The organism is Polaromonas sp. C04 (genome assembly GCF_002002705.1).
Classification (GTDB): Bacteria; Pseudomonadota; Gammaproteobacteria; order Burkholderiales; family Burkholderiaceae_C; genus Rhodoferax_A.
This window is the reverse complement of sequence record NZ_MUNS01000033.1, coordinates 15,367-28,690: the sequence shown is the minus strand read 5'-3', so window position 1 is coordinate 28,690 and position 13,324 is coordinate 15,367. Positions and strand designations below refer to the sequence as shown.

Below are 13,324 nucleotides of genomic sequence, written 5' to 3'. Positions count from 1 at the left end.
GCCTGGGGGTGTGCTCATTCATACCCAAAAGAGCGTACGCGCGCCTCGTCATCGGCCCAGCCCGAGCGCACCTTGACCCAGAGTTCGAGAAACACCTTGGCTTCCATCAGTTTTTCGAGCTCCTGGCGCGCCTCGGTGCCGATGCGCTTGAGGCGCTCGCCCTTCTCGCCAATCACCATGGCCTTGTGGCCTTCGCGCTCGACCACGATGGTGGCCGCGATCTTCACCAGCCGGCTGTGGTTCTTGCCCATTTCCTCTTCGAACTTGTCGATGATGACCGTGGAGGTGTAGGGCAGCTCGTCGCCGGTGAAACGGAACAGCTTCTCGCGCACGGTCTCGGAGGCCAGGAACTTCTCGCTGCGGTCGGTCAGCTCGTCCTCGGCGTACATCCAGGCTTGCTCGGGCAGGTATTTCTCGCAGATGCCGAACAGCCGCTCGACATCCTTGGCGCTCTTGGCCGACATCGGCACGAACTCGGTGAACGGATGGCGCTCCTGCATGCTCTTGAGCCAGGGCGCGATTTCGGCGCGCCGGTGAATGTTGTCGAGCTTGTTGGCGATCAAGAGGGTCGGGATGTCCTGTTTGAGCAGCGACAGCACCTTGGCATCGGCCAGCGTGAAGCTGCCGGCCTCGACCACGAACAAAATCAGATCGACATCGCTGACCGCGCCCAGCACGGTCTTGTTGAGCGACTTGTTCAGCGCCGTGTTGTGCCGCGTCTGGAAACCCGGCGTATCGGCGAACACGAACTGCGTGGCGCCGCGTGTGCGGATGCCCGTGATGCGGTGGCGCGTGGTTTGCGCCTTGTTCGAGGTGATGCTGATCTTCTGGCCCACCAGCGCGTTGAGCAGCGTGGATTTGCCCACATTGGGCTTGCCCACGATGGCGATCAGGCCGCAGTGCTGGCCCGCCGCGCCGGCACTGGCCACCCCCAGATTTTTAGCGTCAATCGAGCTCGTAGCCCTTGTGGAGTCTTCACTGGAAGCTACAGTTTTCGTAGCATTTTTCATTTGATCTTCGCTTTCAGGTGGGCCAGCATCGCCGCTGCGGCGGCCTGTTCACCGGCGCGCCGCGAGCCGCCAATGCCGCGCTCGGTGGCGCCCAGTTCGGTGATTTCGCATTCCACGTCAAAGGTCTGCTTGTGGGCCGCGCCCAAGGTACCCACCACGCGGTAGCTTGGCAGCTTCATCTTGCGCCCCTGCAGCCATTCCTGCAACTCGGTCTTGGGGTCCTTGCCGATGGCCTGCATCGTGGGGTTGATCTCGACCGCCTGGAACAGGCGGTGTACCAGTGCCTCGGCCGTGCCGTAGCCCGCATCCAGGTAAACGGCCCCGATCAGGGCCTCGAGCACATCGGCCAGGATCGAGGGGCGCTTTTGGCCGCCGGAGCGGGCCTCACCCTCCCCGAGACGGATCACACTGGACAGGCCCAGTTCCAGCGCCAGCCGGTGCAAGGTGTCCTGCTTGACCAGGTTGGCGCGGATGCGCGACAGATCGCCCTCGGGCAGGTCGCGCAGCCTGTCGTACAGCAGGCTGGAAACCGCCAGGCTCAGAACGGAGTCGCCCAGAAATTCGAGACGCTCGTTATGGTCGGAAGAAAAGCTGCGGTGCGTGACGGCACGCTCAAGCAAGCGGGAATCGGAAAAGCTGTGCTGCAAGCGTGCTTGCAGGCTGGCGAGGCCGCCCGTCACGCTTACTTGGAGCGCCCGCTGTATTTCAGCAGCAGGTACGCGGGGCCGACCATGTGGATTTCCTTGTTGTAGGCAAAGTTGACGACCACCTTGTCGCCGTCCTTGGTAACGTCCAGGTCTTTTCCAGTGATGGCGGTGATGTAGTCAATGTCGGCGGCCTTGTCAAAAATCGTGCGCACTTCGACGACTGAATTGCCCTCGCGGGCCGCCTTGTCGACGGCTTTGGAGATCGACTGGTATTCGATGACGGTGGGCGCGACCTGTGCCAGCATCACGCCGATACAGGCCAGGATGCCGCCGAAGAAAATCAGCCCGATGAAGGAAAGACCGCGCTGCCTCGATTTGAATTGACGTTGCATACCCTGCCTTTTAAACCACTATTAATTGAACGAGCCAATGCGCTTGAGGTCGCTGAAGTTCATCCAGACGAAGAACGCCTTGCCGACAATGTTGTTATCGGGCACGAACCCCCAGTAGCGCGAATCGAGTGAATTATCGCGGTTGTCACCCATCATGAAATACTGGCCCGGCGGCACCTTGCAAACGACGCCCTCGATACTGTAGCGGCAATTCTGGCGGTTGGGGAAATCCTCCACACCAGGCACAAAGGCGGGCCGGTCGTCATCATTGAGCAGCCGGTGCGTATGCGTGCCCAGCACTTCCTGGTACTGCTTGTAATAGCGCATCGTATCGTCGTCGAAAAATTCGGGCAGGGGCGTGGTGACCACTGGCTTGCCGTTGATGGTGAGCCGCTTGTTGAGATAGGCCACCTCGTCGCCCGGCAGACCCACCACGCGCTTGATGTAGTCCAGGCTCGGCTGCGGCGGGTAGCGAAACACCATCACGTCGCCGCGCTGGGGAGGACTGCCTTCGGTAATTTTGGTGTTGAGCACCGGCAGGCGAATGCCGTAGATGAATTTGTTGACCAGGATCAGGTCGCCCACCCGCAGCGTGGGGATCATCGAGCCTGACGGGATCTTGAACGGCTCGAACAGAAACGAGCGCAGCAGGAACACGGCGGCGATCACCGGGAACAAACCCGCGGTCCAGTCCAGCCACCAGGGCTGCATGATGATCCGGCTCCTGGCCTGGGCGATGTCGCCATCGACCTTGTCGATGCCCATTTTGGCGAGTTCGCTGCGGCGCTGGGTCGCCTGCAGCTCGAGCGCGGCAGCGGCCTTTTTGCGCTGGGGCAGGAAGTAGAACCGCTCCGCCAGCCAGTACAGGCCGGTCACCACGGTGGCCATGAACAGCAGCAAGGCAAAGTTGCCCTCGAACGCGCCGAAGTACCAGGCACCGGCATAGGCGGCAAAGGCCGCCAGAATCAGGGAGGTCAGAATTTGCATCATTGAGCCCCCACGCTCGTCACTGCGCGTATTTCGCTGCCCCCCAGGGGGGCCTTCGCGCCTTCGGGGGGCCGTGCGGCGCTCATCAATCCTCCACCTGCAAAATGGCCAGAAAGGCCTCCTGGGGGACTTCGACCGATCCAATCTGCTTCATGCGCTTCTTGCCTGCTTTTTGTTTTTCAAGGAGTTTGCGTTTGCGCGAAATATCGCCGCCATAACACTTGGCGAGCACGTTCTTGCGCAGCGCCTTGATTGTCTCACGCGCAATGATGTTGGCCCCGATGGCCGCCTGGATCGCGACGTCGTACATCTGGCGCGAGATGATCTCGCGCATCTTGGCCACCACGGCGCGGCCACGGTATTGCGACTGCGAGCGGTGCACGATGATGGACAGCGCATCGACCTTCTCGCCGTTGAGCAAGATATCGACCTTGACCACGTCCGCCGCGCGGTACTCCTTGAACTCGTAGTCCATCGAGGCGTAGCCCCGGCTCACCGATTTGAGCTTGTCGAAGAAGTCGAGCACGATCTCGCCCAGCGGCAGCTCGTAGGTCAGCATCACCTGGCGCCCGTGGTAGGCCATGTTCATCTGCACGCCGCGCTTCTGGTTGGCCAGCGTCATGACTGCGCCCACATATTCCTGCGGCATGTATAGGTGCACCGTGACAATCGGCTCGCGGATTTCTTCCATGCGCCCCTGGTCCGGCATCTTGGCCGGGTTCTCCACCATCACGACTTCGCCGTCCGCCTTGACCACCTGGTACACCACGCTCGGGGCCGTGGTGATCAGGTCCTGGTCGAACTCGCGCTCGAGCCGCTCCTGCACGATCTCCATGTGCAGCAGGCCCAGAAAGCCGCAGCGAAAACCAAAGCCCAGCGCCTGCGAGACCTCGGGCTCGTAGTACAGCGAGGAGTCGTTCAGCTTGAGTTTTTCCAGGCTGTCGCGCAATCCTTCGTACTGGTTTGCCTCGGTTGGATACAGCCCGGCAAACACCTGCGGCTGGATTTCCTTGAAGCCCGGCAGTGCCTCGGTCGCGGTGAAGGCCGCGCCGCCGGTGCCGGGCCGGATCAAGGTGATGGTGTCACCCACCTTGGCGGCCTGCAATTCGCGAATGCCGGCGATGATGTAGCCGACCTCGCCCGCCTCCAGCGCCGCGCGCGCCTCGTTGGCGGGGGTGAAGACACCCAGGTTGTCGGCGTTGTACATGGCCCCGGTGGCCATCATCTTGATACGCTCGCCGCGCGCCAGCCGGCCATCGACCACGCGCACCAGCATCACCACGCCGACGTAGCTGTCGAACCAGCTGTCGATGATCATGGCGCGCAGCGGGCCCGCCGGATTGCCTCTGGGCGGCGGAATTCTGGCCACCACGGCCTCGAGGATTTCGTCGATGCCCATGCCGGTCTTGGCCGAACACGGAATCGCGTCGGTCGCGTCGATGCCGATCACGTCCTCTATCTCTGCGCGGGCGTTGTCGGGATCGGCGTTCGGCAGGTCCATCTTGTTGAGCACCGGCACGACTTCAACACCGAGGTCGAGTGCGGTGTAGCAGTTGGCCACCGTCTGCGCCTCGACACCTTGTGATGCATCGACCACCAGCAACGCACCTTCGCAGGCGGAGAGCGAGCGGCTCACTTCATAAGAGAAGTCCACGTGGCCCGGTGTGTCGATCAAATTGAGGTTGTAGATCTGTCCATCGAGTGCCTTGTAATGCAGCGCAGCGGTCTGCGCCTTGATGGTTATCCCACGCTCTTTTTCGATGTCCATCGAGTCGAGCACCTGCGCCTGCATCTCGCGATCGGCAAGGCCACCACAGCGCTGGATCAAGCGATCCGCGAGCGTCGACTTGCCGTGATCAATGTGCGCAATGATCGAGAAATTTCTGATGTGATTCATCAACGAAGAGCTTCAAGTGATTGAATTGAATGGGGTACGGAAATAAAAAAGGGCGCGTCGAGTTGTGACGCGCCCTAAACCAACAATCTATGGCAACTGCGATTAGTTGGAGCTTCATTGTAGGCAAAAAGTCCGGCGCGTACAGGCCCGACACCCGCCAAATCGGGTCGTTGCAACCTAACAACAAGAATTTTATTCACAGCTTATCAACAATTACCGTGGGTAAGACTCTGGACAACTTGTGGGTGATCTGTGGACCGACGGTGCACAGCCTGATTTCATCCCGCATCGTGGGTTTAGGCATTTTCAATATGCCGCTAATCACTGCTTTAGGCTGCAGATTCTATCCAAATTTGTAATTAACCCTCAGAAAAGTTAGTGGTTACAAACAAAAATCGACCTCTCAGCTTCAAAAAAATATTTTTTGCAGGCAGTCGTTTTAAGTCCACCACCCCCAAAAAACCCCAAACCCGAGTCCGGGCTGGGGCTTTCCGAGCCCCCACATTTGCCACTGCGTGTGCTGCATTGCCCCCCAAGGGGGCCAACTTGCTCGGGGTGGCCCCTCACCGCGTTTGGAGATGGCCCGGCCCGATCAACGCGCCTGCCGGATCAGGGCGTATTGCGCCCAGTCACCACGGCGGAACAGCACATTCACCGGCTTGCTCTTGTCGGCCTTGGAGAGAGCCTCGTCGAATTCCTTGACGTTGCTGACCGGCGTGTTGGCAACCGCCATGATCACATCGCCTTCACGCAGGCCCGCGCGCTGTGCCGCGTCGGTCACTGCATCGACCTTCACGCCGCCCTTGAGCTTGAGCTCTTTTTTCTGATCCGCCGACAGGTCACTGACCGACAGGCCCAGCGACTGGGCTGCGCTGGCGGCCTTGGGTTTTTCATTGCGGGCGGTGGTCTTGACGGTCTTGTCGGGTTCGATCTCCGCGACGGTGATACCCAGATCCTTGGAGGCGCCGCGGCGGAATACGGTAAGCAGGCTGCGCGTGCCGGGCTTGGTGTTGCCCACCAGGCGCGGCAGGTCACTCGCCTTGTCGATCGCCTTGCCGTCGAAGCGCGTGATGACGTCGCCCGGCTGCACGCCCGCCTTGTCGGCCGGCGAGCCGCTCTCGACGCCGCGCACCAGCGCGCCCACCGGCTTACCCAAGCCGATCGAGTCGGCCACGTCTTTCGTGACCTCGTCGATCTGCACGCCGATGCGCCCGCGCGATACGCGCCCGGTAGCACGCAACTGGTCGCTCACGCGAATGGCCTCGTCCACGGGGATCGCAAACGAAATCCCCATGAAGCCGCCCGAGCGCGAGTAAATCTGGCTGTTGATGCCCACCACTTCGCCGCGCATATTGATCAGGGGGCCGCCCGAGTTGCCCGGGTTGATGGCCACATCGGTCTGGATGAACGGCAGATAGTCGCCGGTGTCGCGCTGCTTGGCGCTCACGATGCCGGCGGTCACGGTGTTTTCCAGGCCGAACGGCGAGCCGATCGCCATCACCCACTCGCCGACCTTGAGTTTGCCCACGTCGCCGATTTTCACGGCCGGCAGGCCGGTGGCGTCAATTTTCACCACGGCGATATCGCTGCGCTTGTCGGCACCGATGATTTTGGCCTTGAACTCGCGCTTGTCGGTCAGCGTCACCATGACTTCGTCGGCGCCGTCGACCACGTGCGCATTGGTCATGATGTAGCCGTCCGGGGTGAGGATGAAGCCGGAACCGACGCCGCGCGGCTGCTCTTCTTGCGGCTGAGACCGGCTCGAGGGCGGCGCCTGGCGCGGCGTGCCGGGCAGCGGCACGCCGAAAAAGCGCCGGAAGAATTCCTGCATGTCGGCGTCCGGATTGCTGCCCGCGTCGGCGTCGGCCGGCGCTTTCTCCAGCGTGCGGATATTCACCACTGACGGCCCCACCTGCTCCACCAGATCGGTAAAGTCGGGCAGCGTGCGCGTTTGCGCCGCCACGGGCCCGGTCGGCACCAGGGTCGCCGTGCCGGCCACCAGCGCAAGCGCGCCGGCGGCCGCGAACGAGCCGGCCCTGACACGCATTTTTTTCCAGTCGATATGAAGCATTACCGGCCTTTCATTGAAATAAGTCCATCGAGTCGGGGGTCTATTTTGTACGCTCAAGATTCTGCGCGAACACCTTGAGCGTGGGCAGCGGCACTTCGCCCACCACCGTGATCCACCAGTCACCCGACGGGTCGCTCAAATGCCGTGTCAGCATCTGGGTGGCGCCCATGGTCAGATGAACTTCCTGCGTATGACGTTTGGGGTCATAGGCTTCGACAAAGACGGAAACCGACGCCAGCCCATCCGAAAACACCCACTGCAGGGTATTGTCGGAGGCATCGTGGGCGCCGCCCTCGGCCGCCATCGGGCGCTTGTAGCAGTTCATCGGCTTGAATCCGGCCACCGGGCTTTTCAGGGCCCAGCCCTCGGCCGCCGCGGTGGTCTTGACCAGCTCGGTCGCGATGACCTTGTAGCCCGCGGTATCACCCATCATCTGGGCCAGCGCGCTCATCTTGACCGGTGCATCAATTTGCAGATCGGAAAAGGCGGCCTGTTCGAGCACCCGGCCATCGGTGTCGAGCGTTTGCAGCTTGACCACCAGGCCGGACTTTTTTTCGCTCCAGATGCGATAGCCAAAGCGCAGTTTGTCTTTCGGTTTGAGTTGCACCACGCTGGCGTCGAAACCGGCCACGCGGCCACTGCCGGCCTGCTGCGCGGCGTAAAACTCGTCAATCGCCGAGTTGCTGGACTTGAGCAGGTTGGGAAACAGCCCGAGTGACTCGCGCCGTTCGGTCTTGACGACCCGCGCCTGCGGGAAAAACGTGACAACCTGGTCGTTGCGCCGGAAGGTGGAGCGCGGCACGCCGGTCAACGCCTCGACGCGCTCCATCTGCTGATCGCCTTCGCACACATGCCAGATGCGTGCACTGGACAGGTTGCCCGACGAAGAAGACACCACGAACGTGCCGGTGTAGGCGCGCTTGCGCGAAGCCTCGTGCATGCGCATCAGCCAATCGCCCACGCTGCGATCGGCCAATGGGCTGTCAGGCTGGGCCGCAGGCGCGACGGTCGCAGGTGTCTGCGCGGCTACAAGATTCATAGCGCCCAGTGCAGACAGCACAAGGGCGTAACGCCAAAAAGGCTTGAAAATCATGACAAAGGCTTTCTCACGCAGGCACCGACGCCCCTAACGGGCCTGCCCCTCGAAAGTGGCATTGCGCAGAAATCCGGCCGGCATCTGCAGCGCCGAGGTCCCGCCAAACTGCTCATGGGCCGCCAGAAAGGCATCCAGGCGCGGGTCGCGGATCATGACAGGCGAGTCGCTGTCGGCAACGGCCACGGCAGGCTGCGCTGCCTGCGGCTGCACGGGCACCACCGCCTGAGCCAGTTGGGGCTGGCCGGCGGGTTGACCCGATCCGGCGAGCCCGTTCCAGCCGATCGCCGCCACGGCGGCCAGCGAGGCAAAGCCAGCGACCAGCTTCCAGCGCAAGCTCGACTCGTTGGCCGCCCGCCTTTTTTCACCGCTTTGGCCGCCCGTTCCCGCGGAATAGGCACTGGCTGCCATAGGCCCCATGGCGCTCCTGGACGGCACCTGGATCTGCTCCTGCTGCAGGCGGGTCTTCAGGCGCGCGATGAAGGCGACGTCCTGGCGGCAGGCGGCCAGCTCGCCGGAGCGCAGCACATCGCCCACCACGTGGTAGGCGTGCCAGGTGGCCAGCGCCTGCGCGTTGGCGCTGACGGCTTCCACCGCGCGCGCGAATTCTTCGCCACGCAGCTGCCCATCCGCGAGGGCGGAAATCACTTCGTGTTCATTCACCATGTCATTCATGTTTGTCACCTGCCAGCCTGTCACCATCCACCATGAAAGGGATCACCACCGCTTGCCTGTCTGGTTTTCCAGCAGGGGCCGGACCTTGGCCGATATTGCCTCGCGGGCCCGGAAAATACGCGAGCGCACGGTGCCGATCGGGCAATTCATCGCGTCAGCAATCTCTTCGTAACTCAGCCCTTCAATCTCGCGCAGCGTCACGGCCTGGCGCAAATCCTCGGGCAACGCCTGCATGGCGGCGTTCACAACGGCCGCAATCTCTTTGGCGGCCAGTACGGTTTCCGGTGTTTCTTGGGTAGTTAGTTCGTGCCCGGCCTGGGAAGTTTCATCGTCCTCGTCGGGCGCCCTGAAGGCGTTCTCGGAGATCACCGGGTTGCGCTTCATGTCGAGCAGGGACTTCTTGGCAGTGTTCACCGCGATGCGGTACAGCCAGGTGTAGAACTGCGCCTCGCCCCGGAACTGGTGCAGGGCGCGGTAGGCCCGGATGAAGGTTTCCTGCGCAATGTCCTCCACCAGGTCGACGTCGCGCACCATGCGCCCGATCAGGCGCTCGATGCGGCGCTGGTACTTGATCACCAGCAGCTCGAACGCCCGCTGGTCACCGGCCACGGTGCGTTCGACCAGCAGCAGATCGCTGTCGGCGGGCGCCGGCGCTGCGGCAGGCAGGATCGGCGCAGGGGTGGAAGGTGGAATCTTGGCGCTCATCGGTTCACGGTCTCAGCCGGGCAACGGCGCTCGCGCCTCGTCGGGCGCGGCTCTGGCGCGCGAATATACCGCACGGCGCAGGTCGTCCCAGCGCGCCGGCTGACGACGCTGCTCCAGCCACAGCCAGCGCCGCCCACCGCCAGCGCCGCACAGACGTATCAGCAGGCACTGCTGCAAGTCCAGATGCACCGTCAACAATCCCGCGACCTGTTCGCCGGCGGCCCCTCGCGCCAGCCAGCACCAGCCCACGCCATCCCATTGCAATTCGCCAAGAGGCGACGCCAGCCAGCCCGCCAGCGCGACACCGGCGCCGGCCAGCACGCAGGCCACGGCCAGCCACTGGCGCCAACCCACGCTGTCCGCCTGGGCACACCACGCGCCCGTGAGGAGCGCCCCCCCCAGCCAGGCCAGGCCCAGGGCCAGAGCCCAGACGCGCGAACGCCCCACCGGATAGGAGACCGATGGGGCGCTGTGCATCAGGTGATTCTGGAAAATTCAGAGAAGCTTGAGCGTCAGGGGGCGCGTTTGAAGACGAGCGTCCCGTTCGTGCCGCCAAAGCCGAAATTGTTCTTCACCGCCACGTCGATCTTCATGTCCCGCGCCGTGTTGGCGCAGAAGTCCAGATCGCATTCGGGGTCCTGGTTGAAGATATTCGTGGTCGGCGGGCTTATTTGATGGTGCAGGGCGAGCACGGTGAACACGCTCTCGATGCCGCCGGCGCCGCCCAGCAGATGGCCGGTCATGGACTTGGTGGAGTTGACCACCATTTTCTTCGCATGGTCTCCGAGCGCGGCCTTGATGGCGTTGCACTCGTTGATGTCGCCCAGCGGCGTGGAGGTGCCGTGCGCATTCAGGTAGTTCACCTGGTCGGCGTTGACACCCGCGTTGCGCAGCGCGTTGAGCATGGCGCGGCGCGGGCCGTCCATGTTCGGCGCCGTCATGTGGCCGGCGTCGGCGCTCATGCCAAAGCCCGCCAGTTCGGCGTAGATTTTGGCGCCACGCGCCTTGGCATGCTCGTATTCTTCAAGCACCAGCATGCCCGCACCCTCGCCCAGCACAAAGCCGTCGCGGTCCTTGTCCCAGGGGCGCGATGCCGTCTTGGGGTCGTCGTTACGCGTGGACAGCGCCCGCATGGCGGCAAACCCGCCCACGCCGAGCGGTGAGATGGTGGCTTCCGAGCCACCCGCCACGATGATGTCGGCATCGCCGTATTCGATCATGCGGCCGGCCTCGCCAATGCAGTGCAGGCCCGTGGTGCAGGCCGTGGCGATCGCAATGTTGGGCCCCTTGAAGCCAAAGCGTATCGACACATGGCCCGCCACCATATTGACGATGGACGCCGGCACAAAGAACGGGGTGATGCGGCGCGGGCCGCGGTTGGTCAGTTCTGTGTGGGTGGCCTCGATCATCGGCAGGCCGCCGATGCCCGAGCCGATCACGCAGCCGATGCGCGTCGCCAGTTCTTCGCTCAGGGCGCTTCCGGTCGGCAGGCCCGCATCGGCCACGGCCTGGGCCGCAGCCGCAATCCCGAAATGGATGAAAGCGTCCATCCCGCGCGCATCCTTGACGCTGAGATAAGCCTCCAGATCAAGTCCCTTGACCTCGCCCGCGATCTTGCAGGCGAAGTTCGAGGCATCGAACTTCGTGATGAGGTCGATGCCGGACTGTCCGGCGAGCAGGTTGGCCCAGGCCTCGGCCACCGTGTTGCCCACGGGGCTGATGCAACCCAGGCCGGTCACGACGACGCGGCGACGGCTCATGCGCTTGAATCCTGTGGAAGTTAAGCTTTCTGGTGGCTGGTGGCGTAATCAATCGCGTTTTGAACGGTGGTGATCTTCTCGGCGTCTTCGTCCGGAATTTCAATGCCGAACTCGTCTTCCAGTGCCATCACCAGTTCCACCGTGTCCAGGGAGTCGGCGCCGAGGTCGGCCACAAAGGCTTTTTCGCTGACGACTTGAGATTCTTCCACGCCAAGTTGCTCGGCGATGATTTTTTTGACACGTGCTTCGATATCGCTCATGGGTTCCCTCTTAGGGTTGTAAATAATCCGTGATTCTAGCCGGGCCACAGGCAATTCCCTGGCCCGGCTGCCGAACGGATGAACGGCTGGTTTTCGCTGCTGTTTCAGTTCATGTACATGCCGCCGTTGACGTGCAGTTCCTGTCCCGTCACATAGGCGGCTTGCGGCGACGCGAGATAGGCCACGGCGTGCGCGATGTCCGACGGCTGGCCCAGGTGGCCCAGCGGAATCTGGCCCAGCAGCGCCTGGTGCTGCTCGGGTGGCAGGCCGGCCGTCATGTCGGTCTCGATAAAGCCGGGCGCCACGCAGTTCACGGTGATGCTGCGGCTGCCGAGCTCGCGTGCCAACGCGCGCGTCATGCCGGCGACACCGGCCTTGGCCGCGGCGTAGTTGGCCTGGCCCGGATTGCCCGAGGCGCCCACCACGCTGGTGATGCTGATGATGCGGCCATAGCGCTGCTTCATCATGGTGCGCATCACGGCGCGGCTCATGCGAAACACCGCCTTCAGGTTGGTGTCGAGCACGGCATCCCAGTCTTCGTCTTTCAGGCGCATGGCCAGCATGTCGCGCGTGATGCCGGCGTTGTTCACCAGCACCTGCAGGCCGCCATGTTCCTTCACGATGGCGTCGATGAGCGCCTCGGCCGCTGCCGCGTCATTCACGTTGAGGGTTTTGCCGGCGCAGCCGGGAAACGCCGCCAGCGCCTGACTGATATGGGCGGCACCGGCATCGGTGGTGGCGGTGCCGATGACCTTCAGGCCCCGCTGCGCCAGCTCCAGCGCAATCGCGGCGCCAATGCCGCGCGAGGCACCTGTCACCAGGGCCACCTGGCCTTCGAATGGAATGGCGCTCATTGCAGAATCCCCCGGGCTTCGGCCAGCGTGGCCGGATCGAACAGGGCCAGGCCCGTGAGCTCGGCGTCGATGCGCCGTACCAGGCCGGCCAGCACCTTGCCGGGTCCGCACTCGACCAGCGTGGTCACGCCGCGCGCCTTGATGGCGGTCACGCACTCGACCCAGCGCACCGGGCCGAAGGCCTGGCGCACCAGCGCGTCGCGGATGCGGTCGGCATCGACCTCGACCGCCACGTCGATGTTGTTGATCACCGGGATTTGCGGCGCGGCCAGCACCGTCGCGGCCAACGCGGCCTTGAGTTTTTCGGCGGCCGGCTTCATCAGGCTGGAATGGAACGGGGCCGACACCGGCAGCGGCAGCGCGCGCTTGGCGCCGGCCGCCTTCAACACTTCGCAAGCCTTGTCCACCGCGGCCTTGCTGCCGGCGATCACGGTTTGCGCCGGGTCATTGAAATTCACCGCTTCCACCACTTCGGCAGAGTTTGGGCCGAAAGCCCGCGTCACTTCTGCGCACCCCGCTATCACTTTCGAAGCATCGAGACCCAGGATCGCCGCCATCGCACCGACGCCCACCGGCACCGCATCCTGCATGGCCTGCGCGCGCAGACGCACCAGCGGCGCCGCCTGCGCCAGGCTCAGCACGCCGGCGGCGACCAGCGCCGAATACTCGCCCAGCGAGTGGCCCGCGACCACGGCCGGGGCCGCGCCGGTCTCGGCCATCCAGGCGCGGTAGGCAGCGACGCCGGCGACCAGCATCACGGGCTGGGTGTTGGTGGTCAGCGCCAGCGCTTCTTTCGGGCCTTCCTGGATCAGGCGGGCCACGTCTTCATGCAGCGCGTCGGACGCTTCCTGGAGCGTCTGCGCGACCACCGGATGGTCGCCCCACGCACCCAGCATACCCACCGACTGGGAACCCTGACCGGGAAAGACAAAGGCAAAAGATTTCATGAATTTATTGAATCAAAACAGGCACG

The 13,324-nt window shown here is 63.4% G+C and carries 14 protein-coding genes; all 14 read right to left on the bottom strand.

Annotated elements, in window-relative coordinates:
* Positions 1–14: 14 nt before the first annotated feature.
* A complete protein-coding gene (gene era, locus B0E49_RS12810) occupies positions 15–1,010 on the bottom strand; it encodes a GTPase Era (protein WP_077562590.1) in 996 nt (331 codons plus the stop codon).
* Positions 1,007–1,690 carry a ribonuclease III gene (rnc, locus tag B0E49_RS12805; RefSeq protein WP_077562589.1) on the bottom strand — a complete coding sequence of 228 codons (684 nt, stop codon included), beginning with the start codon at positions 1,688–1,690 and terminating at the stop codon, positions 1,007–1,009. Before rnc ends, era begins: the two co-directional genes overlap by 4 nt.
* A gap of 2 nt (positions 1,691–1,692) precedes the next feature.
* A complete protein-coding gene (locus tag B0E49_RS12800) occupies positions 1,693–2,049 on the bottom strand; it encodes a DUF4845 domain-containing protein (protein ID WP_077562588.1) in 357 nt (118 codons plus the stop codon).
* Between the two features lie 21 nt (positions 2,050–2,070).
* On the bottom strand, positions 2,071–3,036 hold the full coding sequence (gene lepB, locus B0E49_RS12795) for a signal peptidase I (RefSeq protein ID WP_077562587.1): 966 nt from the start codon (positions 3,034–3,036) through the stop codon (positions 2,071–2,073).
* Positions 3,037–3,121: 85 nt separating this feature from the next.
* A complete protein-coding gene (lepA, locus tag B0E49_RS12790) occupies positions 3,122–4,933 on the bottom strand; it encodes a translation elongation factor 4 (protein ID WP_077562586.1) in 1,812 nt (603 codons plus the stop codon).
* A 592-nt stretch (positions 4,934–5,525) separates the two neighbouring features.
* Positions 5,526–7,004 (bottom strand): DegQ family serine endoprotease, encoded by a 1,479-nt coding sequence (locus B0E49_RS12785; protein WP_077562585.1) that lies wholly within the window; start codon positions 7,002–7,004, stop codon positions 5,526–5,528.
* A gap of 40 nt (positions 7,005–7,044) precedes the next feature.
* Complete coding sequence (locus B0E49_RS12780) at positions 7,045–8,043, bottom strand: MucB/RseB C-terminal domain-containing protein (RefSeq protein WP_286137991.1); 999 nt, start codon at positions 8,041–8,043, stop codon at positions 7,045–7,047.
* 87 nt (positions 8,044–8,130) lie between these two features.
* Positions 8,131–8,772 (bottom strand): sigma-E factor negative regulatory protein, encoded by a 642-nt coding sequence (locus tag B0E49_RS12775; RefSeq protein WP_077562681.1) that lies wholly within the window; start codon positions 8,770–8,772, stop codon positions 8,131–8,133.
* Positions 8,773–8,814: 42 nt separating this feature from the next.
* Complete coding sequence (rpoE, locus tag B0E49_RS12770; protein WP_077562583.1) at positions 8,815–9,477, bottom strand: RNA polymerase sigma factor RpoE; 663 nt, start codon at positions 9,475–9,477, stop codon at positions 8,815–8,817.
* 12 nt (positions 9,478–9,489) lie between these two features.
* A complete protein-coding gene (locus tag B0E49_RS12765; RefSeq protein ID WP_077562582.1) occupies positions 9,490–9,954 on the bottom strand; it encodes a hypothetical protein in 465 nt (154 codons plus the stop codon).
* Between the two features lie 35 nt (positions 9,955–9,989).
* Positions 9,990–11,237 (bottom strand): beta-ketoacyl-ACP synthase II, encoded by a 1,248-nt coding sequence (gene fabF, locus B0E49_RS12760; RefSeq protein WP_077562581.1) that lies wholly within the window; start codon positions 11,235–11,237, stop codon positions 9,990–9,992.
* A gap of 20 nt (positions 11,238–11,257) precedes the next feature.
* Positions 11,258–11,497, bottom strand: a complete 240-nt coding sequence (gene acpP / locus B0E49_RS12755) for an acyl carrier protein (protein WP_077562580.1) — start codon at positions 11,495–11,497, stop codon at positions 11,258–11,260.
* A 104-nt stretch (positions 11,498–11,601) separates the two neighbouring features.
* Entirely contained in the window at positions 11,602–12,351 is a 750-nt protein-coding gene (gene fabG, locus B0E49_RS12750) for a 3-oxoacyl-ACP reductase FabG (protein ID WP_077562579.1), read from the bottom strand.
* Positions 12,348–13,298 (bottom strand): ACP S-malonyltransferase, encoded by a 951-nt coding sequence (fabD, locus tag B0E49_RS12745; RefSeq protein WP_077562578.1) that lies wholly within the window; start codon positions 13,296–13,298, stop codon positions 12,348–12,350. The genes fabG and fabD overlap by 4 nt, the downstream gene beginning before the upstream one ends.
* Positions 13,299–13,324 lie beyond the last annotated feature (26 nt).

Coding starts and splice junctions, on each gene's coding strand:
- B0E49_RS12765 (WP_077562582.1), bottom strand. CDS start 9,954: ATGCACAGCGCCCCATCGGTCTCCTATCCGGTGGGGCGTTCGCGCGTC.
- B0E49_RS12780 (WP_286137991.1), bottom strand. CDS start 8,043: ATGAATCTTGTAGCCGCGCAGACACCTGCGACCGTCGCGCCTGCGGCC.
- era (WP_077562590.1), bottom strand. CDS start 1,010: ATGAAAAATGCTACGAAAACTGTAGCTTCCAGTGAAGACTCCACAAGG.
- lepB (WP_077562587.1), bottom strand. CDS start 3,036: ATGCAAATTCTGACCTCCCTGATTCTGGCGGCCTTTGCCGCCTATGCC.
- B0E49_RS12775 (WP_077562681.1), bottom strand. CDS start 8,772: ATGAATGACATGGTGAATGAACACGAAGTGATTTCCGCCCTCGCGGAT.
- lepA (WP_077562586.1), bottom strand. CDS start 4,933: ATGAATCACATCAGAAATTTCTCGATCATTGCGCACATTGATCACGGC.
- fabF (WP_077562581.1), bottom strand. CDS start 11,237: ATGAGCCGTCGCCGCGTCGTCGTGACCGGCCTGGGTTGCATCAGCCCC.
- rpoE (WP_077562583.1), bottom strand. CDS start 9,477: ATGAGCGCCAAGATTCCACCTTCCACCCCTGCGCCGATCCTGCCTGCC.
- fabG (WP_077562579.1), bottom strand. CDS start 12,351: ATGAGCGCCATTCCATTCGAAGGCCAGGTGGCCCTGGTGACAGGTGCC.
- fabD (WP_077562578.1), bottom strand. CDS start 13,298: ATGAAATCTTTTGCCTTTGTCTTTCCCGGTCAGGGTTCCCAGTCGGTG.
- B0E49_RS12785 (WP_077562585.1), bottom strand. CDS start 7,004: ATGCTTCATATCGACTGGAAAAAAATGCGTGTCAGGGCCGGCTCGTTC.
- acpP (WP_077562580.1), bottom strand. CDS start 11,497: ATGAGCGATATCGAAGCACGTGTCAAAAAAATCATCGCCGAGCAACTT.
- B0E49_RS12800 (WP_077562588.1), bottom strand. CDS start 2,049: ATGCAACGTCAATTCAAATCGAGGCAGCGCGGTCTTTCCTTCATCGGG.